Annotated in this window: 23 protein-coding genes; 19 read left to right on the plus strand and 4 right to left on the minus strand. The window is 66.5% G+C overall.

The window, feature by feature from the left end; genetic code table 11:
- The first annotated feature begins 78 nt into the window (after window positions 1-78).
- Genes MTX35_RS09715 through MTX35_RS09725 form a run of 3 tightly spaced genes read left to right on the plus strand, consistent with a single transcriptional unit; the run spans window position 79 to window position 2,434 of the window.
- Window positions 79-384: a hypothetical protein gene (locus tag MTX35_RS09715; protein WP_243594760.1), complete on the plus strand. Its 306-nt coding sequence runs from the start codon at window positions 79-81 to the stop codon at window positions 382-384.
- Window positions 381-2,168 carry a hypothetical protein gene (locus MTX35_RS09720; RefSeq protein ID WP_243594761.1) on the plus strand — a complete coding sequence of 596 codons (1,788 nt, stop codon included), beginning with the start codon at window positions 381-383 and terminating at the stop codon, window positions 2,166-2,168. Before MTX35_RS09715 ends, MTX35_RS09720 begins: the two co-directional genes overlap by 4 nt.
- A complete protein-coding gene (locus MTX35_RS09725; protein ID WP_243594762.1) occupies window positions 2,165-2,434 on the plus strand; it encodes a hypothetical protein in 270 nt (89 codons plus the stop codon). The genes MTX35_RS09720 and MTX35_RS09725 overlap by 4 nt, the downstream gene beginning before the upstream one ends.
- Window positions 2,435-2,447: 13 nt before the next feature.
- On the opposite strand, the gene MTX35_RS09730 is transcribed toward MTX35_RS09725, so the two are convergent.
- On the minus strand, window positions 2,448-3,308 hold the full coding sequence (locus MTX35_RS09730) for a hypothetical protein (protein WP_243594763.1): 861 nt from the start codon (window positions 3,306-3,308) through the stop codon (window positions 2,448-2,450).
- Window positions 3,309-3,407: 99 nt separating this feature from the next.
- Between MTX35_RS09730 and glmS the strand changes: the two genes are divergently transcribed.
- The 8 genes from glmS (at window position 3,408) to tsaD (ending at window position 11,768) form a co-directional block, all read left to right on the plus strand.
- On the plus strand, window positions 3,408-5,270 hold the full coding sequence (gene glmS / locus MTX35_RS09735; protein WP_243594764.1) for a glutamine--fructose-6-phosphate transaminase (isomerizing): 1,863 nt from the start codon (window positions 3,408-3,410) through the stop codon (window positions 5,268-5,270).
- Between the two features lie 7 nt (window positions 5,271-5,277).
- Window positions 5,278-6,711, plus strand: a complete 1,434-nt coding sequence (locus tag MTX35_RS09740) for an NAD(P)H-hydrate dehydratase (protein WP_243594765.1) — start codon at window positions 5,278-5,280, stop codon at window positions 6,709-6,711.
- Between the two features lie 80 nt (window positions 6,712-6,791).
- On the plus strand, window positions 6,792-7,994 hold the full coding sequence (alr, locus tag MTX35_RS09745) for an alanine racemase (RefSeq protein WP_374230267.1): 1,203 nt from the start codon (window positions 6,792-6,794) through the stop codon (window positions 7,992-7,994).
- Between the two features lie 3 nt (window positions 7,995-7,997).
- Window positions 7,998-9,017, plus strand: coding sequence for an alpha/beta fold hydrolase (locus tag MTX35_RS09750; RefSeq protein ID WP_243594766.1), 1,020 nt, complete (start codon window positions 7,998-8,000; stop codon window positions 9,015-9,017).
- Window positions 9,010-9,519 (plus strand): tRNA (adenosine(37)-N6)-threonylcarbamoyltransferase complex ATPase subunit type 1 TsaE, encoded by a 510-nt coding sequence (gene tsaE, locus MTX35_RS09755; protein ID WP_374230268.1) that lies wholly within the window; start codon window positions 9,010-9,012, stop codon window positions 9,517-9,519. The genes MTX35_RS09750 and tsaE overlap by 8 nt, the downstream gene beginning before the upstream one ends.
- A gap of 52 nt (window positions 9,520-9,571) precedes the next feature.
- Entirely contained in the window at window positions 9,572-10,246 is a 675-nt protein-coding gene (gene tsaB / locus MTX35_RS09760; protein ID WP_243594767.1) for a tRNA (adenosine(37)-N6)-threonylcarbamoyltransferase complex dimerization subunit type 1 TsaB, read from the plus strand.
- Window positions 10,243-10,734 carry a ribosomal protein S18-alanine N-acetyltransferase gene (gene rimI, locus MTX35_RS09765; RefSeq protein ID WP_243594768.1) on the plus strand — a complete coding sequence of 164 codons (492 nt, stop codon included), beginning with the start codon at window positions 10,243-10,245 and terminating at the stop codon, window positions 10,732-10,734. Before tsaB ends, rimI begins: the two co-directional genes overlap by 4 nt.
- Entirely contained in the window at window positions 10,731-11,768 is a 1,038-nt protein-coding gene (gene tsaD, locus MTX35_RS09770) for a tRNA (adenosine(37)-N6)-threonylcarbamoyltransferase complex transferase subunit TsaD (protein WP_243594769.1), read from the plus strand. The genes rimI and tsaD overlap by 4 nt, the downstream gene beginning before the upstream one ends.
- Here the strand turns inward: tsaD and MTX35_RS09775 are convergent.
- Complete coding sequence (locus MTX35_RS09775; RefSeq protein ID WP_243594770.1) at window positions 11,753-13,405, minus strand: Hsp70 family protein; 1,653 nt, start codon at window positions 13,403-13,405, stop codon at window positions 11,753-11,755. The genes tsaD and MTX35_RS09775 overlap by 16 nt on opposite strands.
- Before the next feature lie 533 nt (window positions 13,406-13,938).
- Between MTX35_RS09775 and groES the strand changes: the two genes are divergently transcribed.
- Window positions 13,939-14,238 (plus strand): co-chaperone GroES, encoded by a 300-nt coding sequence (gene groES, locus MTX35_RS09780; protein ID WP_008718149.1) that lies wholly within the window; start codon window positions 13,939-13,941, stop codon window positions 14,236-14,238.
- A 98-nt stretch (window positions 14,239-14,336) separates the two neighbouring features.
- Window positions 14,337-15,950: a chaperonin GroEL gene (gene groL, locus MTX35_RS09785; RefSeq protein WP_243594771.1), complete on the plus strand. Its 1,614-nt coding sequence runs from the start codon at window positions 14,337-14,339 to the stop codon at window positions 15,948-15,950.
- A gap of 63 nt (window positions 15,951-16,013) precedes the next feature.
- Here the strand turns inward: groL and MTX35_RS09790 are convergent, their stop codons facing one another.
- The gene (locus tag MTX35_RS09790; RefSeq protein ID WP_027496361.1) at window positions 16,014-16,307 is read right to left on the minus strand and encodes a WhiB family transcriptional regulator; all 294 of its coding nucleotides are present in this window, start codon (window positions 16,305-16,307) and stop codon (window positions 16,014-16,016) included.
- A gap of 737 nt (window positions 16,308-17,044) precedes the next feature.
- Here MTX35_RS09790 and MTX35_RS09795 point away from each other — a divergent pair.
- The 3 genes from MTX35_RS09795 to MTX35_RS09805 all read left to right on the plus strand — a co-directional run bounded on the left by MTX35_RS09795 (window position 17,045) and on the right by MTX35_RS09805 (window position 19,596).
- Window positions 17,045-17,872: a hypothetical protein gene (locus MTX35_RS09795; protein ID WP_243594772.1), complete on the plus strand. Its 828-nt coding sequence runs from the start codon at window positions 17,045-17,047 to the stop codon at window positions 17,870-17,872.
- Between the two features lie 136 nt (window positions 17,873-18,008).
- Entirely contained in the window at window positions 18,009-18,587 is a 579-nt protein-coding gene (locus MTX35_RS09800) for a sigma-70 family RNA polymerase sigma factor (RefSeq protein ID WP_243594773.1), read from the plus strand.
- Window positions 18,580-19,596 (plus strand): anti-sigma-D factor RsdA, encoded by a 1,017-nt coding sequence (locus MTX35_RS09805; RefSeq protein ID WP_243594774.1) that lies wholly within the window; start codon window positions 18,580-18,582, stop codon window positions 19,594-19,596. The genes MTX35_RS09800 and MTX35_RS09805 overlap by 8 nt, the downstream gene beginning before the upstream one ends.
- 83 nt (window positions 19,597-19,679) lie before the next feature.
- Here MTX35_RS09805 and MTX35_RS09810 read toward each other — a convergent pair whose 3' ends face one another.
- Complete coding sequence (locus tag MTX35_RS09810; RefSeq protein WP_032378069.1) at window positions 19,680-20,084, minus strand: DUF5319 domain-containing protein; 405 nt, start codon at window positions 20,082-20,084, stop codon at window positions 19,680-19,682.
- A 300-nt stretch (window positions 20,085-20,384) separates the two neighbouring features.
- Here MTX35_RS09810 and guaB point away from each other — a divergent pair, with 300 nt between their 5' ends.
- The 3 genes from guaB (at window position 20,385) to MTX35_RS09825 (ending at window position 25,046) form a co-directional block, all read left to right on the plus strand.
- Window positions 20,385-21,908 (plus strand): IMP dehydrogenase, encoded by a 1,524-nt coding sequence (gene guaB, locus MTX35_RS09815; RefSeq protein WP_243594775.1) that lies wholly within the window; start codon window positions 20,385-20,387, stop codon window positions 21,906-21,908.
- Window positions 21,909-21,965: 57 nt separating this feature from the next.
- The gene (locus MTX35_RS09820) at window positions 21,966-23,105 is read left to right on the plus strand and encodes a GuaB3 family IMP dehydrogenase-related protein (RefSeq protein ID WP_243594776.1); all 1,140 of its coding nucleotides are present in this window, start codon (window positions 21,966-21,968) and stop codon (window positions 23,103-23,105) included.
- A gap of 186 nt (window positions 23,106-23,291) precedes the next feature.
- Window positions 23,292-25,046, plus strand: a complete 1,755-nt coding sequence (locus MTX35_RS09825) for an FAD-dependent oxidoreductase (protein WP_243594777.1) — start codon at window positions 23,292-23,294, stop codon at window positions 25,044-25,046.
- Window positions 25,047-25,054: the final 8 nt, after the last annotated feature.

Raw genomic sequence — 25,054 nt, forward strand, 5'->3', positions numbered from 1 at the left:
TACCGCTCCCAGGGGAACCGATGTGAGTCGGCGCACGTCATAGTGAGAAAGGGGCACTTCGAGGGGGAACGGGGACGTATGAGCGGCGGAGTCTGGGTGGACGTGGATCGCGTCCGCGGAGTTGCAGATGCACTTGTGGTGTCGGCCGACGCCCTCTGCGCAGCTGCCGCTTCCGTTGCCGATGCAGGGTTCGGTCCGGCCGGGGCGGGACGGAACTACGGTGACCTGGGCGCGCTGTACATCCAGGCCCACGCCGGGCTCGGCCGTGCCGTCGGGGCATGGAAGTCCTCGGTCGACGACATCTCCAGTGCCCTCACGACGTCGATGAACGAGTACGACCGACAGGACGACGCCGCCGCGTTCGTGATCGAGTCGGACCGGTGACGCCTCCCCCGGCCGAACCCGGCGGTGCGGAATCGGTCGACGACATTCTCGACACGAACGCGCACGGCCTGCTGTATTTCGAGCGGTTTCTGCCTCTGGCCTGCCGCGTTCCCGGCGTCGAATTCCCGCCGTACGTCGACGTGTGTGCCGGATACGACGAACAGCGCGGGCTGAACTTGGGTGCGCTCGGTCACGATGCCGACGCCGTCGGGGCACTGTCTGCAGTGCTCGGCGAGCAACTCGTGGAGCAGGTTCAGCTGCGGCGGGTTCTGCAACTGAGGTGGCACGGCGAGGCAGGTGAGGCTGTGCAGACGTATCTTTCGGCCGAACAGGAGGAGGCTGACGCGTTCGCTCGATCGATCGAGGATTCGCATCAGACGATGTGTGCGGCCGTCGACGTTCTCCGCGATGCCGTGACCGACAAGGCAGAGCTCGTCGGAGGACTTCCGGTCGACAATGTGGACGGCAAGGATGCCGACCAGATCGATGCCATCTTGGCTGCGTCGGGGCTCGAATGCCTCCCGGTCGACAGGGCGACGGTGTTCCCGCGGTTGGCGTCCGCTTTCCCGGATCTCACCGATCGAGCGCGCAGCGCCGATGTGTCCGACGAGTTCGCCGCCGAGGTCGGCCAGGTGTGTCGAGATTGGATCGAGAACGAGTTCGTACCGCGGGTTCAGGGCACGTACGACGCCATCGTCGGGGCATGCACGGCCACCGACACTGCAGTCAGAGGCTGTCTGAAGTTGGTGGTGGATATTCTGGCCGGTATTCACGAGCCATCGTTCGGCGATCTCGACGAGCGTGGTTGGGCACTTGCGCCCGGCCCGGCAGCGCAGCGGCAGGGGCCCGACTGCTCTCCCGTGGGCCCGGCTTCGGCCGGTCCAGGCCCAGCACCGGCACCTGCAGCCGTCGGGCCGGCGTCGGTCTCGGATGTCGGCGGCACCGCTCTCGTCGGAGCCGAGAGCATGGATCCGGCCGAATCGCGTGTCGCCGCCGATCGCGTCGGTGACACGCCGAGAGATCCAATGGACGGGCTCGTGGACCGGGTGGTTGCCGCCATCGTCGACCGGGTCGAGAATGCACTGAGCGACACGATCGACGGTACCCAGGACGGCCACGACACAGACGACTCCAGCGATCCCGCAGTCGACAGCAATTCTGCGATCGACAGCGCGGTCGGTGGCGACGAGGCGAAGGACCAGGACTCGAACTCGTCTCCGGAGGGCGGATCGGCCGTGCCGGCAGGAGTGGACGACCAGCTGTCGCAGTCGGTGCCCGGGCATTCGTCGCCCGCGGCCACCGACGAGCGTGGCCATCTCGAGGCCGAACTCGATGGGCATCGCGCCCGCATTGCGCTCGAACACAACGGTGTCGTATCTCTCGAACTCGAGACTCCCGGAGTCGGAACTCGCTCGTTCGAGCTCCGAGTCGGACCGTTCGGCCTACCCGAGATAGTCGAAGTTCCCGATAGTGCCGACCCGATGGACACACCGGCCGTGGCTGCACCGAAACCGTCCGAACCTGTGCCTGCTGCACAACCTCCTGTATCCACTACAGAACCTGCGCCGGCTACAGAACCGGTACCTTCTGCGGAACCTGTGGTGCCGCCCGGCTCCGCGTCGGATGCCTCTGCGCAGTGTCCACCCGAGTCACCCGACACGGACCAGCCCGACGCGCAGCTTCCGGTCACTGCCGATCGCCCGGTCACCGATGCTCAACCCGCCGATGCGCAACCCGCCGACGCCGCTACCGGTGCGGGCCTCAGTGAAGCAGGGGAGCTGTGAAGTCCGACAACGGGTGGCGCGCGGAGTTGCATCGAATACGCGACGAGCATCGGGCCGCCATGGCGCGCGCGTCCGAGGCTCTGAGCCGGGCTCAAACTCCTACCGACGGGCGCAGCGGACGACGGTCACCGGACGTGAGCGGGTCGGACTCCGACCGCGAGCCGGCGTCGGGTTCGGTGCTGCAACCGGCTCATCTGGATAGGAGAGAGCCCACTCCGCATGTCGAGACCGAACCCGCCGAGCAGCCGCGGACCTGGCTGGTCTGACTGTCGATCCGGACTAGCCCCGTCCGAGCAGAGCCTTGATCGACGCGGAGGCCTTGGGCTTGGGCTGGGCATCGAGCGGGGCATGCGGATCGACTGCCCTGGTGCCATCGATCTCGCCCGCTGTTCCGGCCAGTTCCTCGTAGTCGGAGTCACCGGTCAGATGGAACAGCAGAAAGGCGGTGAGGACGGCGCGGGTGCGCTGTTGGGTCTTGCGATCGGGCTTGTTGATGCCGAGCGCGCCGAGGATTCGGCGGCCTTCGACGAATCCGTCCGCCGTCGAGCCGTCGACTCGGCGCAGGATGGACGGCCCGTGCCAGGCCTGCGCGAGCGCGAGCGAGTTGTCGGTGAGTGAATCGGCGTTCGAGTTGTCTCCGACGACGAGTCCCGGCACCTTCAGGGTTGCGGCAGCCTCTTCCGACGCGGGTGCCGTCGGTGCCGGAAAAAGAGCGGCCACTGCCTTGATGTCGGATCGCCTGGAGGCAGCGAGAACGGCTGTGCCTGCCCCCATCGCGTGTCCTGCGGCGGCGAGCTTGTCCGGATGCACGCTGATGTTGCCGGGGCCCAGACGCACGCCGGTCATGATGTCGAGCACAGTGCCCAGGTCGGTGGCCAGTCCGCGATGCGACGGTACGAGCCCCCGCTCGGTGTCCGGTGCCGCAACCACGATGCCCCAGGACGCCAGGTGCTTCAGTGTGTCGGTGTAGTGGCTGGGCCGCAGCATCCAGCCGTGTGCGAAGGCAACACCGGGCAGGCCGAAGCCTTCGGCGGGTGTGTAGACGACACCGGGCTGCCCAGCGAGGGCCAAGTCGCCTCGGAGCACCTTGTGCGGGCCGCGCTTGGAGAGAGCAGATGCCAGCTTCTTCGGTTTCGCCACGAGAGATGACGCTACCGAACGACGGCGCGTCAGGGGCACGCGGACACGTCGACCCGAGCGAATGGGTCGTGCGCGCCGTGCCGAGTACCCTGATTGACCATGTGCGGAATCGTGGGTTACGTCGGCCACCGCCCAGCTCTGGGTGTGGTGGTCGAAGCGCTTCGGCGTATGGAATATCGGGGTTACGACTCTGCGGGAATCGCCATCCTCGACGGTGCGGGTGCGACCGCGGTCGAGCGCAAGGCGGGGCGCCTGGCCAATCTCGAAGCCGAACTGGACGACATCGGTACCGACACGTTCGTCGGCACCACCGGGATGGGTCACACTCGATGGGCGACGCACGGCCGTCCCACCGACCGCAACGCCCACCCGCATCGAGACGCGTCCGGCACCGTCGCGGTGGTCCACAACGGAATCATCGAGAACTTCGGTCCGTTGCGCGCCGAGCTCGAATCCGTGGGCACCGAGTTCCTGTCCGACACCGACACCGAGGTGGCCGTCCATCTCGTCTCGCGTGCCTACGCCGAAGGCCCGACTGCGGGCGACTTCGTGGCCAGCGCGAAAGCAGTCCTACGTCGTCTAGAGGGTGCGTTCACCCTCGTGTTCACCCACTCCGATCACGCGGACACGATCGTTGCGGCTCGTCGCTCCACGCCTCTGGTTCTCGGTGTCGGCGACGGCGAGATGTTTCTCGGATCCGATGTCGCCGCGTTCATCGAGCACACGCGTGACGCCGTCGAACTCGGCCAGGATCAGGTGGTCGTCATCACCGCGGACGGCTATGCCATCAGCGATTTCGAGGGCAACGAGGCGCACGGGCGTCCGTTCCGAATCGACTGGGATCTCGCAGCCGCCGAGAAGGGCGGCCACGACTACTTCATGCTCAAGGAGATCCAGGAGCAGCCGGCCGCGGTGGCGGATACGTTGCTCGGCCACTTCGACAACGGTCGAATCGTGCTCGACGAGCAGCGGCTGTCGGATCAGGAGCTGCGCGACGTCGACAAGGTGTTCGTCGTGGCCTGCGGCAGTGCGTACCACTCGGGTCTGCTGGCCAAGTACGCGATCGAGCACTGGACCCGGCTCCCGGTCGAGGTGGAACTGGCCAGTGAATTCCGCTACCGAGACCCGGTCCTGGATCGATCGACCCTGGTCGTCGCCATCTCGCAGTCGGGGGAGACTGCCGACACTCTCGAAGCAGTGCGGCACGCCAAGGACCAGAAGGCGCGTGTTCTGGCGGTGTGCAACACCAATGGCTCGCAGATTCCTCGCGAGGCCGATGCCGTTCTCTACACCCGGGCCGGTCCGGAGATCGGCGTCGCGTCGACCAAGGCCTTTCTCGCCCAGGTGACCGCGAACTATCTGGTCGGGTTGGCGTTGGCGCAGGCTCGCGGCACCAAGTATCCCGACGAGGTTGCGCGTGAATTCGCCGAACTCGAAGCGATGCCCGAGTTGGTGCAGCGGGTGCTCGAGACGGTCGAGCCCGTTCGGGCGCTCGCGCGCGAGCTCTCGACGGCCACGACCATTCTGTTCCTCGGCCGACACGTCGGATACCCGGTCGCTCTCGAAGGCGCGCTCAAGCTCAAGGAATTGGCGTACATGCATGCCGAGGGCTTTGCGGCGGGCGAGCTCAAGCACGGTCCGATCGCGCTCATCGAGGACGGTGTACCGGTGATCATCGTGATGCCGTCGCCGAAGGGTCGGGCGGTGTTGCACTCGAAGATGCTGAGCAACATTCGCGAGATCCAGGCGCGTGGTGCGCGGACGGTCGTGATCGCCGAAGAGGGTGACGAGGCGGTGCGTCCGTTCGCGGACAACCTGATCGAGATCCCGGCCGCGTCGACGCTGCTGCAGCCGCTGTTGTCGACGATCCCACTTCAGGTGTTCGCCGCCGAGGTCGCTCAGGCGCGGGGGTACGACGTGGACAAGCCGCGCAACCTGGCCAAGTCCGTCACCGTCGAATAGGCCTCGCATGCGCGGCTACTACACACCCGAGCAGATTCGCAATGCCGAAGCGCCGCTGCTGGATTCCCTGCCTGACGGCACCTTGATGCGACGCGCCGCGTACGGCCTGGCCACCGTTGTGGCAGGGGAGTTGGCGGCGCGTACCGGAGGTGTCGCCGGGCGGCGCGTGACGATTCTGGTGGGCACGGGCGACAACGGTGGCGACGGTCTGTGGGCCGGGGCGTATCTGCGTCGGCGCGGGGTCTCGGTGTCCGCTCTCCTGCTCGACTCGACGCGGGTGCATGCCGAAGGTCTCGCGGCCCTGCGATCGTCGGGCGGACGAGTGGTCACCCACTGCGGGCCTGCCGACATCGTGATCGACGCCATCGTCGGTATTTCCGGCAAGGGCTCGCTGCGGCCCGATGCTGCTGCCGTGGTCGAGCGGATCACCGCACCGATCGTGGCAGTGGATGTTCCCAGTGGGGTCGACGCGGAGACCGGCGCCGCACCCGGGCCGGCCGTGACGGCCGAGGTGACCGTGACGTTCGGCGCCCGCAAGCCTGTTCACGTGCTGGCCGTACCTCGTTGTGGCCGAATCGAACTCGTGGACATCGGTCTGGACCTGCCCACACCGGCGATGGAGTCGTTCGAGCCGGCCGAGGTGGGACGGGTGTGGCCGATTCCTACGGCGTCGGACGACAAGTACTCGCAGGGCGTGGTGGGTGTCCTGGCCGGCAGCTCCACGTTCCCCGGTGCTGCACTGCTCTGTGTGGGCGCAGCGGTCGCGGCCACCTCCGGAATGGTCCGCTACGTGGGAAGCGCAGGCGCAGAGGTCGTGTCGCACTATCCAGAGGTCGTTGCCGCCCCGGATCTCGACGCGGCGGGAAAGGTGCAGGCGTGGGTGGTCGGTCCCGGTTTCGGCACCGACGAGGAGTCGGCGGACATCGTGCGCCGAGTTCTGGAAACGGACCTGCCGGTCGTCGTCGACGCGGATGCGCTCACGGTTCTCGCGCACAACGAACGCTGGATCGCCGGACGCGCCGCACCGACGCTGCTGACCCCGCATGCCGGAGAATTCGCCCGCCTGACGGGAGCCGACCCTGCACCCGACCGAGTGGGATCGGTTCGAGATCTTGCTGCGCGCTGGGGCGTCACCGTTCTCCTCAAGGGACGAGCGACGATCGTCGCCGACGCAGATGGGACGACGTACATCAGCGACGCCGAGGGATCGGCTGCATCGACCGCCGGCTCCGGCGACGTACTCTCCGGCATCCTCGGAGCCCTGCTCGCGTCGGGAATGGCACCGTCCACTGCGGCTGCGTGCGGAGCGAAGGTCCACGCACTGGCCGCGGCCCGTGCGGCTCACGGTTCGGACGGAGAGTTTGCGGCACCCATTTCTGCGAGCCCGCTGTGCGAGTCCATCTCGGACGCCATCCGAACCGTGCGCTCGCTCACAGTCTGATTGCGGTCGTGCGTGCCCCACGTCCGATGCTCGATGTGTCAGGAGTTGTGGTGCCCTGATCCGTCGTATCGGCGGCGCGGATGGCACTATCGAATGTTGTGACTATCGGCTGCGGCGACGAGAGGACCGATCCTCGGACGGGTTCGGGTGCCGTGGCGTCCGTCGACCTCGACGCAGTGGCGCACAACGTTCACGTGATGCAGCAGTTCGCCGGGGACGCCGCGGTGATGGCTGTCCTCAAGGCCGACGGATACAACCACGGTGCCGTCGAAGTCGCACACGCCGCAATCGCAGCAGGTGCACAGGAGCTCGGCGTCACCACCATCGGCGAGGCCCTCGAACTCCGCGCCGCGGGTATCACCGTTCCGGTGCTGGCGTGGTTGCACCGAACGGATTCGGATTTCGCAGCTGCCATCGACGCGCACGTGGGAATCGGGGTCTCCACGCTTGCCCAGCTGGACGCCGTGGTCGAAGCGGCCCGCCGACTCGGGCGTACAGCGGATCTCTCGCTCAAGATCGATACCGGGCTCAACCGCAACGGGGTCGCGGAATCGGATCTCGATGCCGTCCTCGACGCTACTGCGGCAGCAGTGGCCGACGGCGCCGTGCAGTTGACCGGGATGTTCTCGCACCTGGCCTGCTCCGACGAACCGGCTCACCCCGCCAACGACGCCCAGGCCGAGCGGCTGCGCGACGCGGTGCGGCGCGCCACTCGACGGGGAACGCCTCCCGCCGTCGTGCACCTGTCCAACTCGGCCGCCACGCTGACCAGGCCCGACCTCGGTTTCGACATGGTCCGCCCGGGTATTGCTCTGTACGGCTTGTCGCCGGTGCCCGAGCTGGGAACTTTCGGGTTGCGCCCGGTCATGACGTTGTCGGCGCAGGTGGCGAACATCAAGAAGGTGAGCGAAGGTGAATCGGTGTCCTACGGCTACACCTGGACCGCTCCCGCCGACACGGTGGTCGCACTCGTCGCTCTCGGATATGCCGACGGCGTCGTCCGCCGGCTCAGCGGGCGGTTCGAAGTGACCATCGCAGGTCGTCGCTATCCCTCGGTGGGTCGAGTGTGCATGGATCAATTCGTCGTCGACCTCGGCGGCGATCACTCGGGTGTCGCAGTCGGCGACGACGCGCTACTCTTCGGGCCAGGGGACAGGGGAGAGGCGCACGCTCAGGATTGGGCGGATGCGCTCGAGACCATCAGCTACGAAGTCGTCACCGGCGTTCGTGGACGCGTCCGACGACGGTTCGTCGGCGCTCTCGCAGGGGAGGCGACGATCTAGATCATGCTCGGATTGCTGGAGAGTATTGCGATTGTGGTGCGCGAGACGGCGTTCCGGTCCAACAAGGATCCGCTGGCCACCGAAAATCTCGACCTGATGGATGCCGATCGCGGCAGTATCGTCACCGCGGACGACGGCGTGCCGCTCGCAGTGCGCGAAGTGGGCCCGTCCGACGCCGAGACGACCGTCGTGTTCGTTCACGGCTACTGCCTGCGCACGTCGTCGTGGCATTTTCAGCGTCGTGCGCTCGAACAGCAGTGGGGTTCGACGGTACGCATGGTCTTCTACGATCAGCGCGGTCACGGGCGTTCGGGAGTACCGAGCCCGGACACTTGCACCATCGGTCAGCTCGGCCTCGATCTGGACGCAGTGATTCGCTCGGTGGTCCCCAGGGGACGCATCGTTCTGGTCGGGCACTCGATGGGCGGCATGTCGATCCTGTCCATGGCCCGGCAGCGCTCGGACGTGCTGCGCCAGAGAGTCATCGGCGCGGTGCTGATCTCCACGACCGCCGCTGGTCTTGCGCAGTCCGGGGTGGGTCGTAGTCTGCAGAATCCGGCGGTCGACGCGTTCCGACTCGCCGTACGGACGTCGCCCGGTCTGGTGCAGTTCGGGCGCGGCGCTGTGCGTGCGCTGATCTCCCCGATCCTGCGCGCGGCGTCCTACGGCACCAGAGTCTCCCCGCGACTGGTGGCGTTCTCCCAGTCGATGATCGACGACACGTCCGTCGTCACGATCGTCAATTTCCTCGAGACGCTCGAGTTGCACGACGAGTCCGAGGCGCTGCTGGAATTCGAGAACATCCCGGTGTCGGTGGTGTGTGGCGACGAGGACTGGATCATTCCGTTCGCCAGCTCGGAGGCCCTGGCGCAGGCACTGCCGCGTTCGGAGATGGTGCGGGTCCGTCAGGGTGGCCACCTGGTGCAACTCGAATTCCCGGAACAGGTCAACGGCGCGATCACGCGGCTCGTGGCCCGGGCAACGGAGGCCGCGGGCAAGAAGCGGCGGTGGGGCGTTGTCTGACGACCCTCTGCACCTGCCTGCGACGGCCGAATTGGCCACTGCCGCAGACACTGCCGAGTTCGGCGCGAGGCTTGCACACCTTCTGGTCGCCGGCGATCTGGTGATTCTCGACGGCCCGCTGGGGGCCGGAAAGACCGCCATGACCCAGGGCATAGCCGCCGGACTCGGGGTGCAGGGCCGCGTCACCTCGCCGACGTTCGTCATCGCCCGCGAGCACCGCCCCGGGGCGCGGCCCCATGGTCTACCGCCGGTTGCGCTGGTGCACGTCGATGCCTATCGGCTCGGGATGACCGGACAGTCGGCGGTCGACGAACTCGATGCTCTCGACCTCGATACCGATCTCACCGACGCGGTGGTCGTGGTCGAGTGGGGTGAGGGATTGGTCGAGAAGTTGACGGACGGCCATGTGTCGGTTCGTCTGACGCGTGACCCGGACTCCGATGTTCGACGCGTGACGGTGAGTCGGGTGGACAGCGGGGCGGTCCCGCGAGAACGACGCTGACCGGGTACCGGGTGCGCGACCGTATGCCTGGTGACGGGTAATCTGAAATATCGTGCTTGTACTTGCCGTCGACACCTCGACTCCCGCCGTCACCGCAGGTGTGGTGGACCTGACCGAGCCCGCCGACGCCGGTGCGGTTGTCACGACCCTCGCCACGCGGGTTCGGGTGGACGCGCGATCGCATGCAGAAATTCTGACGCCCAACATTCTTGAGTGCCTCGCCGAGGCGGGAATCACCGCGGCCGAGTTGGGAGCCGTCGTCGTCGGCGTCGGTCCCGGCCCGTACACCGGGTTGCGAGTGGGCATGGCCACGGCTGCCGCGTTCGGTGACGCACTCGGTGTGCCGGTGTACGGAGTCTGCAGTCTCGACGCCATCGCCGCAGATGTCTCCGAACCCGGGTCCCTGTTGGTGGTGACCGATGCGCGGCGACGCGAAATCTACTGGGCGCGTTACGAAGCGGGAACGCGGGTGGCGGGACCCGACGTTGTCGCCCCGGCCGAACTCGATCCCGTCGGAATCGACGCGGTCGCCGGGTCGGCACCGCACGCTGCGGTATTCGCGCTTCCGATTCGCGATGTCCAGGCACCGTCTCCGGCCGGGTTGGTCGCGGTCGCCGTCGCCGATATCGGCAGCGGTATCGACCCGGGTCCGCTCGTTCCGTTGTACCTGCGCCGCCCCGACGCCAAGACGCTCGACGAGCGCGCCGCAGCGAAGGCTGTGAAGTGACGGTATCGATCGAGCCGATGACGGTGGCAGACGCTGCTCGGTGCGCATATCTCGAGACCGTGCTGTTCCCGGGTGACGACCCGTGGGCCGAGGACGCGTTCGTCGCGGAACTGGCGGCACCACACAATCATTACGTCACGGCGCGGGAGAACGGCGAGGTCGTCGGTTACGCAGGCATCTCCCTGTTGGGGCAGCCGACCCGCGGTGCCTTCGTCGTCGGTGAGTCCGAGGTGCACACGATCGGTGTCGATCCGGCGCATCATCGCAGAGGGATCGGCGGGCGACTGCTCGACGAATTGCTTCGCGTGGCCGACGAGCACGGTGGACCGGTCTTTCTGGAGGTCCGCACCGACAACGAGCCCGCGATCGAGTTGTACCGACGCGACGGGTTCGAGATCGTCGGCACCAGAGCACGGTACTACCAGCCGAGCGGAGCCGATGCCTTCACCATGCGTCGGCCCGAGAAGACAGAAGGATCAGCCCGATGATCGTGATGGGTATCGAAAGTTCCTGCGACGAAACAGGAGTCGGGATCGTCCGGTGGGATGCGGCAGGGACGTGCGAGCTGATGGCAGACGAGGTGGCCTCCAGCGTCGACGAACACGCGCGGTACGGCGGAGTGGTGCCCGAGGTGGCGTCGCGCGCACATCTCGAAGCCATCGTGCCGACCATGCGGCGAGCTCTGGCGGCCGCAGACATCGATCGTCCCGACGCCGTCGCTGTGACGATCGGACCGGGCTTGGCCGGGGCGTTGCTGGTCGGGGTTGCCGCTGCCAAGGCGTACGCCGCGGCCTGGGGCGTGCCCTTCTATGCGGTCAACCATCTCGGCGGCCACGTCGCGGTCGACACGCTCGAACACGGCCCGATGCCGTCGTGCGTGGCTCTGTTGGTCTCCGGTGGTCACACGCATCTACTCCACGTCGATGATCTGTCTCGGCCGATCGCCGAGCTCGGGACCACTGTCGACGACGCAGCCGGGGAGGCCTTCGACAAGGTTGCGCGGCTCCTGGGACTGGGTTATCCGGGTGGTCCGGCCCTCGATGATGCTGCGCGCGAGGGCGATCCGACAGCGATCGCGTTTCCCCGAGGAATGACCGGCCCGCGCGATGCCAGGTACGACTTCTCGTTCTCCGGGGTCAAGACCGCCGTCGCTCGTTTCGTCGAGGCCAGGCACCGTGCCGGAGACCCCATCCCGGTCGCAGACATCGCCGCGTCCTTTCAGGAGTCGGTCGCCGATGTCCTGACGATGAAGGCCGTTCGCGCCGCAACCGACGTCGACGTCGACACGATCGTCCTCGGCGGGGGTGCCACCGCCAACTCCCGCATTCGTTCGCTGATCGAACGTCGTTGTGCCGACCAGGGTTTGACGCTGAGAATCCCGAAGCCCCGATTGTGCACCGACAACGGTGTCATGATCGCCGCACTGGGAGCGCATCTCGTCGCAGGCGGTGCGCAGCCGTCTGCGCTCACCGCCGTGACCGATCCCGGCCTCTCGGTCGCGACCAGTCAGGTGCCCGGCTGAGCGTCCTCGGTGGCAGCGACGGTCGGATCGGACGAACGTGATGTCGACGGAACGGCCGCGGACAGCGGTTCGCTGGAGGGAGCCGATACCGGCGGAGACCACACCGTCGGTGGTGCCGTCAGTTCCGGAGTCTGCTCCGAACCGCTCGCATCCGTGGTCGGCACGCTGATGGATCCGGTCGGTACGGGGGTCGACTCGGGAGTCGCTTCGACTGTGGGCTCCGGGGTCGGACCGGGGACGATCTCGGTCGTGTCGCTCGGTGTCGACGATTCCACCGGTTCGGAGGGCCGAACCGGAATCGTGGTGACCGGGGTCGACGGATCGATCGGGATTCCGGAAGTGACCTCGGGGGATACCGGATTCGACGTGGGATCGACAGGCCACTCGAACGGTGGGAGGTCGGGAGCCGGACGCAGAGTCGGCGTTGTGGTGGGTGCGTCGGTCGTGGTGACACGCGTCGACGATCCGGTGGACTCGATCGTGGTCTGCCTCGGATCGGGTCGGTCTCCGGGTACGCCCTCCGTCGTCGCCGAGTCCTCGTCGGGCGAGTACCCCTCGGCGATCGGCCTACCTGCATCGGTCGATTCGGTGGCGGGTCGGGTGGCACTTCCCGCGGGGGAGACGCTCGGATCGTCGGCCGGGGCCATCGTCTGCACTCCGTAGGCGAGCACGAGTCCACCTGCGACGACGGCGGCCGCGATCGCACCGGAGTATCGGCTCATTCGGCCCGCAGTGGTACGCGTCGCCGTCACGAGTTGGAAGCTGCTCCCGACGACCGTTGCGGCGACACCTGCAGCTCCGACGGCCAGAACGGCGTCGGGTTCGGCGATTCGAATCACCGGGGCGTGGAAGCTACCGGTGAGCGTGGTGGCAAGCACGGGGATCTGCGCTCCGCCGCCGATCAGCACTATGGCCTCGGGTTCGTGCGTGCTTCGGTCGAACACCTCGCGGACGAACCGGGCGGCGGCGTCGAACATCGGGGTGGCGGCGGCGTCGAATGCGCCCCGCGTGACGGTCAGCGGGATCCCGCTGTAGCGCTCGATGCGGACCTCGTCGTTGCGGGAGAGCTGTTCCTTGATCGACCGGTACCGCGCAGAGCCGATGCCGCGGTCGTCGCGAAGGTCGTCCCGCAGGTTGTCTCGGGTCATGTCCTGCACGAGGTTCTTGACGAGCGCGTTGAGTGCGTCGCCGCCGACGACGTCGGACCGGTCGTGAGCGAGCACCGTCTCGGCGGATCGGTCGGTGACCGTGACCGACATACCTGCGGCTCCGAGATCGACGAGGGCGATCGTGTCGTATCGATCGACCAGTCCGGTGGTCGCCAGGTGCGCGAATGCGGCCGCTGACTCGGGTACCAGGCGAACATCGCGGGTGGTGTGTGCCAGCGCCGCGCGAATGCCCGCAGCGTGCTCCTCGGTGCGGTAGGTGACAGCGATCGCGTCGGGCGATCGGTGCCCGGGGATCAGCGAGGCCATGAGTTCGATGGCAGAGGTGACCAGATCACCGATGTCGGTGTTCGCCTGGCGATCGGCCGAGACGGTCCGGTACTCGACCGTGCGACTGCCGTCGGTGTCGATGGTGACGAGGGCTGCGCACACGACCTCGGATCCGGTGGATATACCCACTCCTATCCGCATGCTGCACCTCCCGCCCCTGTGTATTCGCCCGGAATCGACTGGTCTGTGTGCCGTGTCGCGGCACAGCTGTCGATCGTTATCGTTCGGACAGCTCCGTTATCGTAACGTTACTTCGAGCTCCGACGCGAGCGTAATGTGCCGCTCGGTCGGTTACCCGACAGAGCTTTCTTGCCGCTTACCAGGACTTTCGATGGATCTGCCGATGCCGGGAAAACAGCGAGAAACGACGCGGAACTTGGGCGTTTCGGGCTCGAATCCCGTCGTTTCCGGGTCGCCGTCGTCGGGTGGGACGGTGCCCGACCACCCTCGTGTGCGCGCGTGCGACCGCGGTGTCGCGAACCTGGCGAACCCAGCCCTTGAGTGCTGGCACTCTCGTGTATAGAGTGCTAGATGGCACCGAGTGAAGTCCCGGCACCCGCGACGACGGGAACGAGCTCAGGCCGCGATTGTCAGAACCGCACGAGAAGTACATACACACAGCTGTCCGGGGATCCGACCCCGGACGCGTACCCCATAACTTTGGAGGGCTCAACGTGGCGAGCGTGAAAATCAAGCCGCTCGAGGACAAGATCCTCGTCCAGGCCAACGAGGCCGAGACGACGACCGCCTCCGGTCTGGTCATCCCCGACACAGCCAAGGAGAAGCCCCAGGAGGGCACCGTCGTCGCCGTGGGCGAAGGCCGTGTCACCGAAAAGGGCAACCGGATCCCGGTCGACGTCAAAGAAGGTGACACCGTCATCTACAGCAAGTACGGCGGCACCGAGATCAAGTACGCCGGCGAGGAGTACCTGATTCTGTCGGCACGCGACGTGCTGGCAGTCATCGCCAAGTAGGCCACAACGCAGCCCGCCCCGGTATCCGATTTTCGTGTCGGTCCCGGGGCGGTGTGCGTTCGATCGAGTTTCTTTACTCGAAGGAGTAACACCGAAACATGGCAAAGCAAATCCAATTCAACGAGGAAGCGCGCCGCGCTCTCGAACGTGGCGTCGACAAGCTGGCCGACGCGGTCAAGGTGACGCTCGGGCCGCGGGGACGCCACGTCGTCCTGTCCAAGGCCTTCGGCGGTCCGACCGTCACCAACGACGGCGTCTCGATCGCTCGTGAGATCGACCTGGAAGATCCGTTCGAGAATCTCGGCGCGCAGCTGGTCAAGAGCGTCGCCACCAAGACCAACGACGTGGCAGGCGACGGAACCACCACCGCGACGGTGCTCGCGCAGGCGCTCGTGCGCGGCGGTCTGAAGAACATCGCAGCGGGTGCCAACCCGATCGCGCTCGGCACCGGTATCTCCAAGGCGGCCGACAAGGTCGCCGAGGCGCTGCTCGCTGCCGCAACCCCGGTCGAGGGCAAGCAGGCGATTGCTCAGGTCGCCACCGTGTCCTCGCGTGACCCCGAGATCGGCGAACTCGTCGGCGAGGCGCTCACCCGCGTCGGCGCAGACGGCGTCGTCACCGTCGAGGAGTCCTCGACGCTGCTCACCGAGTTGTCGGTCACCGAGGGCGTGCAGTTCGACAAGGGCTACCTCTCGCCGTACTTCGTCACCGACGTGGACACGCAGGAAGCAGTTCTCGAGGACGCGTACGTCCTGCTCTACCGCGAGAAGATCACCTCGCTTCCGGATTTCCTTCCCCTGCTGGAGAAGGTTGCCGAGAGCGGCAAGCCGTTGCTGATCATCGCCGAGGACACCGAGGGCGAAGTTCTCTCGACTCTGGTCGTCAACTCCATCCGCAAGACGATCAAGGCCGTTGCCGTCAAGGCACCGTTCTTCGGTGATCGCCGCAAGGCGTTCCTCGACGATCTCGCAGTCGTGACGGCCGGGCAGGTCATCACCGCCGATGTGGGTCTGAGCCTGAAGGAAGCCGGTCTCGAGCTGCTCGGTCGCGCTCGTCGCGTCGTGGTCAGCAAGGACGACACGACCATCGTCGACGGTGCGGGCACGCAGGACGACATCGATGCGCGCGTCGGCCAGCTTCGCCGCGAGATCGAGAACACCGACTCCGAGTGGGATCGCGAGAAGCTCGAAGAGCGTCTGGCGAAGCTCTCGGGCGGCATCGCGGTCATCAAGGTCGGCGCTGCGACCGAAACCGAGCTCAAGGAACGCAAGTTCCGCGTCGACGACGCCGTGGCTGCGGCCAAGGCTGCCGTCGAAGAGGGCATCGTCCCCGGCGGAGGCTCGGCTCTGACACAGGCAGCGTTGGCTCTGGCCGATGATCTCGGCCTGACCGGCGACGAAGCGACCGGTGTTGCCGTGGTGCGCACCGCGCTCAACGCACCGCTGTTCTGGATCGCCTCCAATGCGGGTATCGACGGTTCCGTCGTCGTCAGCAAGGTTGCAGAACTGCCGAAGGGCCACGGATTCAACGCCGCGACCCTGACGTACGGCGACCTGCTGGCCGACGGCGTCGTCGATCCGGTCAAGGTGACTCGCTCCGCTGTGGTCAATGCCGCATCGGTTGCACGCATGATCCTGACGACCGAGAGCGCGATCGTGGAGAAGCCGGAGGAGGCCTCCGAGCCCTCTTCCGGTCACGGACACGCTCACTGACGTTCGGTGACACGAGAAAGCCCCCAACCCGAACGGGTTGGGGGCTTTCTTGCGTCCGGAGGACTACACCGCGATGCGGCGACGGTTGTGACGAGCGTGCAGTTCTCGCTCGGTCTCGGACATCCCGCCCCAGATCCCGTAGGGCTCGCTGACATTGAGAGCGTGGGTACGGCATTGTGCGAGTACGGGACAGCTGCGGCACATTTCCTTGGCCCGCATCTCGCGCTGTGCTCGTGCCCGGCCCCGCTCGCCGTCCGGGTGGAAGAACATGGACGAGTCGACACCACGGCACAGGCCGTGCATCTGCCAATCCCAGATATCGGCGTTCGGCCCAGGGAGATGATTCGGCTGCGGCATGGAAACTCCTAGGGTGGTGTGGCTTGCCGGATTCGTGATCCGAATGCCGACAACGTTATGTGTGCCCACGAAATCGAGTCAATAGTGCTCAACCGTGGGCAAATGCATAGTTATGGGGCCAAGAATTAACACGGGCGATATTTACTTCGACTCGCCCGCATGCGTGGCCTTCCTGTTGAAGAATCCGCCGAGACGGGAGACCATGGAGCGTGCACCGGTGATCCGGCGTCGGAAGCAGCGGCGCAAACCGATGGCGTCCGGCGTTCCCCGATTGACATCTCGCTCGACCGGATTGCACCGTCTCCGTCGGTATTTCCGCTGATCGCGAGCGTGCAGACGATGTTCGAGGCGGCTCTGCTCCCCGTGTCGGATCCGAGGTCCGGCCGTCCGGTCGAAGCCGCGCGAGGTGTCCGACACCATCGCTCGGAGCGCGGGGCGTCGGCCGAATGGGCGCACGAACGGTACGCGATGCGTCGGTGGCGATTGCGCGATCGAGTATGCCGATTAACCTATTCGCCACACGGCGTTCAGATTCTCGACTCCGAAGCGGCCGTTGTTCACATTGTTAATTCCTTGAAAACTGCATTCTGTCCGCGCGGAACGACGCAATGAGATCCTTTCCGGACCGATAGTGAATTCACACCACGGAATTGCGGCGCGTTGCATCGGTGTGACTCGGGCACGGATCGGCACCGGCGTCGCGAGGCTGTCGTCACCGGGGCCCTACCCTTGCGTCCGTGCCATCAGAGCAGAGCTCGCTGTTCACCGCGACGCAGTCCGAACTCTTCGACGCGGCGTTCGGCGGTAGCCCCGGCCGATTCCCGCTTCCCGCAGCCACCGATCCTCGGGAGAGCTGGTACCGGAGTGTCGCGTTGGCCGGCCAGGGGCGGTACGGCGCGGCCGCGGTCGAGCTTCGGCGTCGGCGACCCGACAACACTGAGCTTGCATCGTTGCATGCGTCGACCCGGGCGTCGTGGCTGCGCCAAGTCGGCAAGCACGAGCGGGCCGGCCACTTCGACGGCAGGGCAGTCTTTCTCGTCGGTCTCACGGGCCCTCCGGAGTCCAGTGATGCGGTCGATGCCCGCAGTGATGCGTTGACCGGGCTGGCCGCAGATGCTCTGGGTCGCGGACGCTTCGATCTCTCGGAGACCCTGCTGGCCCGCAGCGCCGCGCAGCGGGACGGTCCGTTCGACACCGGGTCGTGGCGTCCGGCACTGCGGGCGGCTTGGGTGGCGGCCGAGCTGGCAATGATGCGCGGCGACGGTTCAGGGGCCGTCCGACACGCCGAGTGCGCTCGGGCTCTCGCCAACGATGCCGATTCGTTACGCCACCTCGTCAAGACGGACCTGGTGTGCGCAGCGGCGCTGAGTTGCCTCGGCGAGATCACCCGCGCCCGGGAAGCCGCCGTCCAGGTTGCCTACGCTGCGGGGATGCATGGCCTGCTTCCTTTGCGCTGGGCCGCGACGATGCTGTGTGAGGGAACAGGGGGGCTCGATGCCGGGATGGTCGCGTCCGTCGACTTGGCCGCCGAGATCGATCGTCGCGGTGGTTCGACGACCGACTGACCAGGACCGGGGTCGAGGGCGGACCGAGTGGTTCGGTTCTGGCTTGGTGGTGTCGCTATCCTTGGTCTCGTTCCACCACCACGTGGAAGCGCTCCCAGGCGGGTGCGTACCTGTAACGCGGGGAAAATTGTCGACGATGAACACAGCGGGTGAGGAGTTGGACTCTTTCGTCGTTGCCGCAGCGCAAGGCGATCGACTGGCTCTGTCCCGGGTCTTGGAATTCATCCGACCACTCGTCGTGCGGTATTGCCGGGCGCGAGTCGGTTCGGCTGAGCGCGGTCAGCTTTCGGCCGACGACGTGGCGCAGGAGGTCTGTTTGGCAGTCATGACCGCCTTGCCGCGCTACCAGGACCAAGGTCGTCCGTTCATGGCATTCGTGTACGGCATCGCGGCTCACAAGGTCGCTGATGCCCATCGCAGCGCCTCGCGTAACAAATCGGACCCGGCCGCCGAAGTACCAGATGTCGTGTCGATGGAACACGGACCGGAGCAACGCGCTCTCGAATCCGAGTCGAGTCGACAGATGACTGCACTGCTGGACACCTTGCCCGCCAAGCACCGCGAGATTCTGGTGCTCCGACTCGTCGTCGGGTTGTCGGCCGAGGAAACAGCAGCGGCCGTCGGCAGCACTGCAGGCGCTATCCGCGTGGCTCAGCACCGAGCTATCGCAAAACTGAAGAACGAAGTTGTGAGAGCAGGTGAAATGTATGGCTAGGGACAATGGTCACGGTGGCCCCGATGAGACGCCGCGTCGCGGAATCTCGCGTATCGGTGAGCACGTGAGCCCCGCTGGACCGAATCAGAACGATCCCTATGCCGACATCGGCGCGGACGGTGGTCCTGTGGACCTCGTCGCCGTACGTCGTGACGATGCGTTAATCGACGCGATCAGTGGCGACGGACCGATCGCCACCGATGACGCAGACGAGTACCAACTCGCCCTTCTGCTCGCCAATTGGCGAGCGGACGTGATCACGCCGGCGATGCCCGCCGGCCCCTCCCTCGATGTTGTCGTCGCCTCCGTCGAACGTGAGAAGCTCGCCGCCGACATGGCGCGGTCGAGCTCGGCGAACCGTGGCGGACGGATGCGTTTGTTGCGTCCCATCGCAGGTGCCGCTGCCGCGATCGCCGTGGTGATGGGTGGTCTGGTGGTCATCTCGTACAACTCGACTCCCGACGACCCACTGTGGAGCGTCAAGTCCGTCGTCTTCTCCGAGCAGGCGGATTCGACTGTGGCGCAGATCGATACGACGTCCAAGCTGCAAGAGGCCGAAAACCTCATCTCGTCCGGAGACACCACGGCAGCTCGCGCACTGCTCGACGGCGCGTCGAACAGCAGTTCGGCTGTGCTCGACGACAGTCAGCGCGCCGAACTGGATCAGTGGCTTGCACGCCTGATGCAGGAACTACAGGCGCTGACGGTGCCTGCGCCGGTTCTGCCCCCGGCTCCGATTCTTCCGGCTCCAGTGCCCAGCTCGGAAACCTTGTTGCCGCCGGCTCCGGTGGATTCGGTCACGCCCGATGTCACGGGTGTACCGACCACTCCGGCTCCGACCACGACGACGCCCGTGGTTCCTCCCACGACGACGACTCCGAGTCCGGCAACGACCACGGACGTCACGCCGACGGTGCTCGACGCGCCCGATCAGCCGACGGCGACTGCCGGTGGTACCAGCTCCTCGGAGAACCGTGACCGTATGTCGGTTCCCTCCGGCGGTAGCTGACCGGGTTCTCGGCTCCCTCTCGGACAACGAAGAAGCCCGACACGATCATCGTGTCGGGCTTCTTCGTGTGAACAATAGGTGAGTCAGCTGTCGAAGCCGTCGCCGTGCAGAGCGTCGTTCATGGACGCGTCCGCGAAGCCGCGGCAGTAGTCCCAGGTCACGTAGGCATCGGGGACCGGGTCGTAGGCCGGCTCGTGGGGCCGGACGGTGCCGTCGACCAGGAGCTGCAGCAGGTTCGCGCGCAGCATGTCCCAGTCGTGGTAGTGGTCCTGCTGGCAGTCCTCGCAGCACACGACCAGGCCGCGAATGCCGCGGTGGCCGAGGAGTGCCTCGTAGACGGCCAGGTCCGCCAGATCCTCTTCGACGGCGAGCCGCTCCTGAGGATCCAGAGGTTGGCCGGGCTCGATGGCGTCGAGGGCGGCCGACGGGTCGGCTGGGTCTCCAGCGAACGGATCCGGGGGTAGGCCGGGAGGCAGTTGATCGCGCACGCCTCCACGGTACGCAGGACTGGTGGGTCTGCGCCAGCCGTTCGAATGCGACATGCCGGGCGCGTCCACCCCCGACGACCCTCCGAACAGAGATTTCGGTGTTCGAAGGACACCCACAGCGGGAGGCATTCGCACTGGTGATGCCCTAGCCGATACCATGGTTCACGGCGCTGAACAGATGAGTGCAAGTGCCGAAACTCCATCCGTTCTCCAACACCGCACTGGCGGTGCGCCTGCGAGCTCTCACCGGCCGCACGCCGCGCCGAAGTGCAACCAGGCTCTAGGGAGGGCCAGATTCGCATGAGTAGTCCCGGAGCCCACGTCCGCACAGGCGGCGACGATCCCAACAAGGTCGCGATGCTCGGCCTCACGTTCGACGACGTCCTGCTGTTGCCGGCCGCTTCGGATCTGATTCCCAGCTCGGTCGACACCTCCAGTCAGATCACCCGCGAGATTCGGCTGCGGGTGCCGCTGGTCAGCTCGGCCATGGATACCGTCACCGAGGCGCGGATGGCCATCGCCATGGCCCGCGCCGGCGGTATGGGCGTGCTGCACCGCAACCTGTCGTTGCAGGATCAGGCGTCCCAGGTGGAGACGGTCAAGCGTTCGGAGGCCGGGATGGTCACCGATCCGGTCACCTGCAAGCCCACCGACTCGCTGGCCGAGGTCGACGCCATGTGCGCGCGGTTCCGGATCTCCGGGCTCCCCGTCACCGACGAGACCGGCGCGCTGGTCGGCATCATCACCAACCGCGACATGCGCTTCGAGGTCGACCAGAATCGCCGCGTCGCCGACGTGATGACCAAGGCACCGTTGATCACCGCGCAGGAAGGCGTCACTGCCGAAGCCGCTCTCGGCCTGCTGCGTCGTCACAAGATCGAGAAACTGCCGATCGTCGACGGCAAAGGCGCGCTCACCGGTCTGATCACCGTGAAGGACTTCGTCAAGACCGAGCAGCACCCCGACGCCACCAAGGACCGCGACGGTCGCCTGCTGGTCGGTGCCGCGGTAGGCGTCGGGCAGGACGCCTGGGCGCGATCGATGGCACTGACCGACGCCGGCGTGGACGTCATCATCGTCGACACCGCGCACGGCCACAATTCGCAGGTGCTCGAGATGGTCAGCAAGCTCAAGGCCGAGGTGGGCGACCGCGTGCAGGTCGTCGGCGGCAACGTGGCCACCCGCGCCGGAGCGCTGGCTCTCGTCGAGGCGGGCGCCGATGCCGTCAAGGTGGGCGTCGGACCGGGATCCATCTGCACCACGCGTGTCGTCGCAGGCGTCGGTGCCCCGCAGATCACCGCGATCCTCGAAGCGGTCGCCGCGTGCAAGCCGCACGGTGTTCCGGTCATCGCCGACGGCGGTCTGCAGTTCTCCGGCGACATCGCCAAGGCGCTCGCTGCCGGTGCGTCGACCGCCATGCTCGGATCGTTGCTGGCCGGTACCGCGGAGTCCCCGGGCGAGCTGATTCTGGTGGGCGGCAAGCAGTTCAAGAGCTACCGCGGCATGGGTTCGCTCGGCGCGATGCAGGGACGCGGGGGAGCGAAATCGTTCTCCAAGGACCGCTATTTCCAGGACGATGTGCTGGCCGAGGACAAGTTGGTGCCCGAGGGCATCGAAGGTCGCGTCCCGTACCGCGGACCGCTGAACCAGGTCATCCACCAGCTCACCGGTGGTCTTCGAGCGGCGATGGGGTACACCGGGGCCACCTCGATCGAGGACCTGCAGAAGGCTCAGTTCGTGCAGATCACTGCGGCCGGACTCAAGGAGAGCCATCCGCACGACATCACGATGACCGCTGAGGCCCCGAACTACACCACCCGATAGTCGCTTCGGTCGCTCCTCGGCCGAATCGATTCGCTCTCGAAGTAGAAAGGTGCGCGCGTGCGCGACCTCGTTGAAATCGGCATGGGCAGAGAAGCCCGCCGCACCTACCAGCTGGACGACATCGACATCGTGCCGTCCCGTCGTACCCGGTCGTCGAAGGAGGTCTCGACTGCCTGGCAGCTCGACGCCTACCGGTTCGACATTCCGGTGCTGGCACACCCGACCGACGCTCTGGTCTCACCCGAGTTCGCCATCGAGTTGGGCCGCCAGGGTGGGCTGGGGGTCATCAACGGTGAGGGACTCTGGGCGCGCCACTCGGACGTGCAGGCCAAGCTCGATCAGTTGATCCACATCGCCGAAACCGATCTCGATCCCGACGCACCGATCGCCTTTCTGCAAGAGCTGCACGCCGCGCCGCTGCAGCCGGATCTGCTGGCCGCCGCCGTGGGCCAGGTTCGTGATGCCGGGGTGACCGTCGCCGTGCGCGTGAGCCCGCAGAATGCCCGTTCGCTGACGCCCGCTCTCGTGGCATCGGGCCTGGACCTGCTGGTCATTCAAGGCACGATCATCTCCGCGGAACACGTCGCCCACGGTGAGGACGAGCCGCTCAACCTCAAGACCTTCATCGCCGAGCTCGACGTTCCCGTCATCGCCGGCGGGGTGAGCGATCACCGCACCGCGCTGCACCTGATGCGTACCGGCGCGGCGGGCGTCATCGTCGGTTACGGCTCCGTCGAAGGTGGCACGACCACCGGTGAGGTGCTCGGTATCGGTGTTCCGATGGCGACCGCCATCGCCGATGCGGCCGCGGCCCGGCGGGACTACCTGGACGAGACCGGCGGACGCTACGCCCACGTCATCGCCGACGGCGACATCACCACCTCCGGTGCGCTCGCCAAGGCCATCGCCTGCGGAGCCGATGCTGCGGTTCTCGGCGCTCCGCTGGCCGTCGCCGCAGAGGCTCCCGGCGGCGGTTGGTACTGGCCGTCCGCCGCGGCCCATCCGTCGATGCCGCGCGGAGCGTTGTTGCCCATGTCGGCCGGCGACCGTCCGAGCCTGGATCAGGTGTTGCACGGGCCGTCGCGCGAGTCGTACGGCTCGATCAACCTCGTCGGCGGCCTGCGTCGGTCGATGGCGAAGTCGGGGTACTCCGATCTCAAGGAATTCCAGAAGGTGGGCCTGAACGTCAGGGCCTAGACCGGTCGGCTCCATCGGGGCGCGCACTCCTGTCACACGGGAGTGCGCGCCCCTTCTGCTGTCGGTGGTCCACGTAAGTCGACCCTGGGTTGGTGATACCTCTCGTAACAGCTAGAATCGGTTGTGGCGGTAGTCACACGGGGGTGTGCATACTGTTCCCCAGCAACGGATGTAGCGGAGGTCACCATGGGTTCAGCTGTTCGCGCCACGGATTACGACGTTCTGATCGTCGGTTCGGGCTTCGGCGGAAGTGTCACCGCGCTGCGGCTGGTGGAGAAGGGGTACCGCGTCGGGATCCTGGAAGCCGGCCGACGCTTCGAGGACAAGGACTTCGCGAAGAACAGCTGGGATCTCAAACGTTTCCTGTGGGCACCGAAGCTCGGTCTCTACGGCATCCAGCGCGTGCACCTGCTGCGCGATTGCCTCATCCTCGCCGGTGCCGGAGTGGGCGGCGGATCTCTGAACTACGCGAACACCCTCTACAAGCCGCAGGCACCGTTCTTCGAGGACAAGCAGTGGGCGCACATCACGGACTGGAGCAGTGAGCTCTCTCCGTTCTACGACCAGGCCACCCGCATGCTGGGCGTGGTGCGCAATCCGCACATGACCCCCGCCGACGAGGTGATGAAATCGGTCGCCGAGGACATGGGCGTCGCCGATACTTTCATTCAGACCCCGGTGGGAGTGTTCTTCGGTGACGAGCCGGGAAAGACCGTCCCGGATCCGTACTTCGGTGGTGCAGGCCCCGAGCGCACCGGATGCATCGAATGTGGTGAGTGCATGACGGGGTGTCGTCACGGTGCCAAGAACACCCTGCTCAAGAACTACCTCGGTCTCGCCGAGCGCGCGGGAGCCGAGATCGTGCCGATGACGACGGTGTCCGGCCTTCGCCCCCGATCCGACGGCACCTGGGACGTCGACACCGAGCGCACCGGTGCTCGGCTCCGCAAGGGCAAGAAGACGTACAGCGCCGCCAATGTCGTTCTGGCAGCCGGTACCTGGGGCACTCAGAACCTGCTGCACAAGATGAAGGACACCGGCGCGCTGCCGAAGTTGTCGGACACACTCGGCGAACTGACGCGTACCAACTCCGAGTCGATCGTCGGAGCGGCCAAGCTGGCAGTCGATCCGAACATGGACCTCACGCGCGGCGTCGCGATCACGTCCTCGTTCCACCCCAGCCCCAACACGCACATCGAGCCGTGCCGCTACGGCAAGGGTTCCAACGCGATGGGCATGCTGCAGACCCTGATGACCGACGGCGGAGGAAAGATTCCGCGGTGGCTCAAGTTCGTGTTCGCGCTGATCGCACACCCGATTCAGTTCGTCCGCGTCGTCAACGTCCGGCGCTGGAGCGAGCGCACGATCATTGCGCTGGTGATGCAGAACCTGGACAACTCGATCACCACGTTCACCAAGCGTGGGCCGTTCGGACGCAAGATCTCCAGCAGGCAGGGCCACGGTGAGCCGAACCCGACGTGGATCCCCGAGGGCAACGACGCCACCCGGCGCATCGCCAAGAAGATCGGTGGCGTTGCAGGTGGCACCTGGGGAGAGCTGTTCAACATTCCGCTCACCGCCCACTTCCTCGGCGGCTGCGCCATCGCCTCGGATTCGGCGCACGGCGTCATCGATCCGTACCACCGCGTCCACGGATACCCGACGCTGAGCGTGGTGGACGGGGCGGCCGTGTCGGCAAACCTCGGGGTCAATCCGTCGCTGACCATCAGTGCGCAGGCCGAGCGGTCCGCCGCGCTGTGGCCGAACAAGGGTGAGCTGGATCTTCGTCCGGCACAGGGGCTTCCGTATCAGCGGCTCGATCCCATCGCCCCCAACTCGCCCGTCGTTCCGGTGGACGCTCCGGGTGGATTGAGACTGCCGATCGTCGAGATCAGGTCCGGCTCCTCGGCGATGCCTGTCGAGCACTCGGGTGTTGCGTAAGCGCTTCG

Origin of the sequence: Rhodococcus sp. ARC_M12 (assembly GCF_022810385.1) — a bacterium.
In the GTDB taxonomy this organism is placed as follows: Bacteria; Actinomycetota; Actinomycetes; order Mycobacteriales; family Mycobacteriaceae; genus Rhodococcoides; species Rhodococcoides navarretei.

Bases quoted from the DNA above. Each gene is read 5' to 3' on its own strand.
- MTX35_RS09740 (WP_243594765.1), top strand. From the start codon at position 5,278: ATGCGCGGCTACTACACACCCGAGCAGATTCGCAATGCCGAAGCGCCG.
- MTX35_RS09825 (WP_243594777.1), top strand. From the start codon at position 23,292: ATGGGTTCAGCTGTTCGCGCCACGGATTACGACGTTCTGATCGTCGGT.
- MTX35_RS09715 (WP_243594760.1), top strand. From the start codon at position 79: ATGAGCGGCGGAGTCTGGGTGGACGTGGATCGCGTCCGCGGAGTTGCA.
- MTX35_RS09805 (WP_243594774.1), top strand. From the start codon at position 18,580: ATGGCTAGGGACAATGGTCACGGTGGCCCCGATGAGACGCCGCGTCGC.
- alr (WP_374230267.1), top strand. From the start codon at position 6,792: ATGGCACTATCGAATGTTGTGACTATCGGCTGCGGCGACGAGAGGACC.
- tsaD (WP_243594769.1), top strand. From the start codon at position 10,731: ATGATCGTGATGGGTATCGAAAGTTCCTGCGACGAAACAGGAGTCGGG.
- glmS (WP_243594764.1), top strand. From the start codon at position 3,408: ATGTGCGGAATCGTGGGTTACGTCGGCCACCGCCCAGCTCTGGGTGTG.
- MTX35_RS09750 (WP_243594766.1), top strand. From the start codon at position 7,998: ATGCTCGGATTGCTGGAGAGTATTGCGATTGTGGTGCGCGAGACGGCG.
- guaB (WP_243594775.1), top strand. From the start codon at position 20,385: ATGAGTAGTCCCGGAGCCCACGTCCGCACAGGCGGCGACGATCCCAAC.
- MTX35_RS09790 (WP_027496361.1), bottom strand. From the start codon at position 16,307: ATGCCGCAGCCGAATCATCTCCCTGGGCCGAACGCCGATATCTGGGAT.
- MTX35_RS09775 (WP_243594770.1), bottom strand. From the start codon at position 13,405: ATGCGGATAGGAGTGGGTATATCCACCGGATCCGAGGTCGTGTGCGCA.
- MTX35_RS09800 (WP_243594773.1), top strand. From the start codon at position 18,009: ATGAACACAGCGGGTGAGGAGTTGGACTCTTTCGTCGTTGCCGCAGCG.
- groL (WP_243594771.1), top strand. From the start codon at position 14,337: ATGGCAAAGCAAATCCAATTCAACGAGGAAGCGCGCCGCGCTCTCGAA.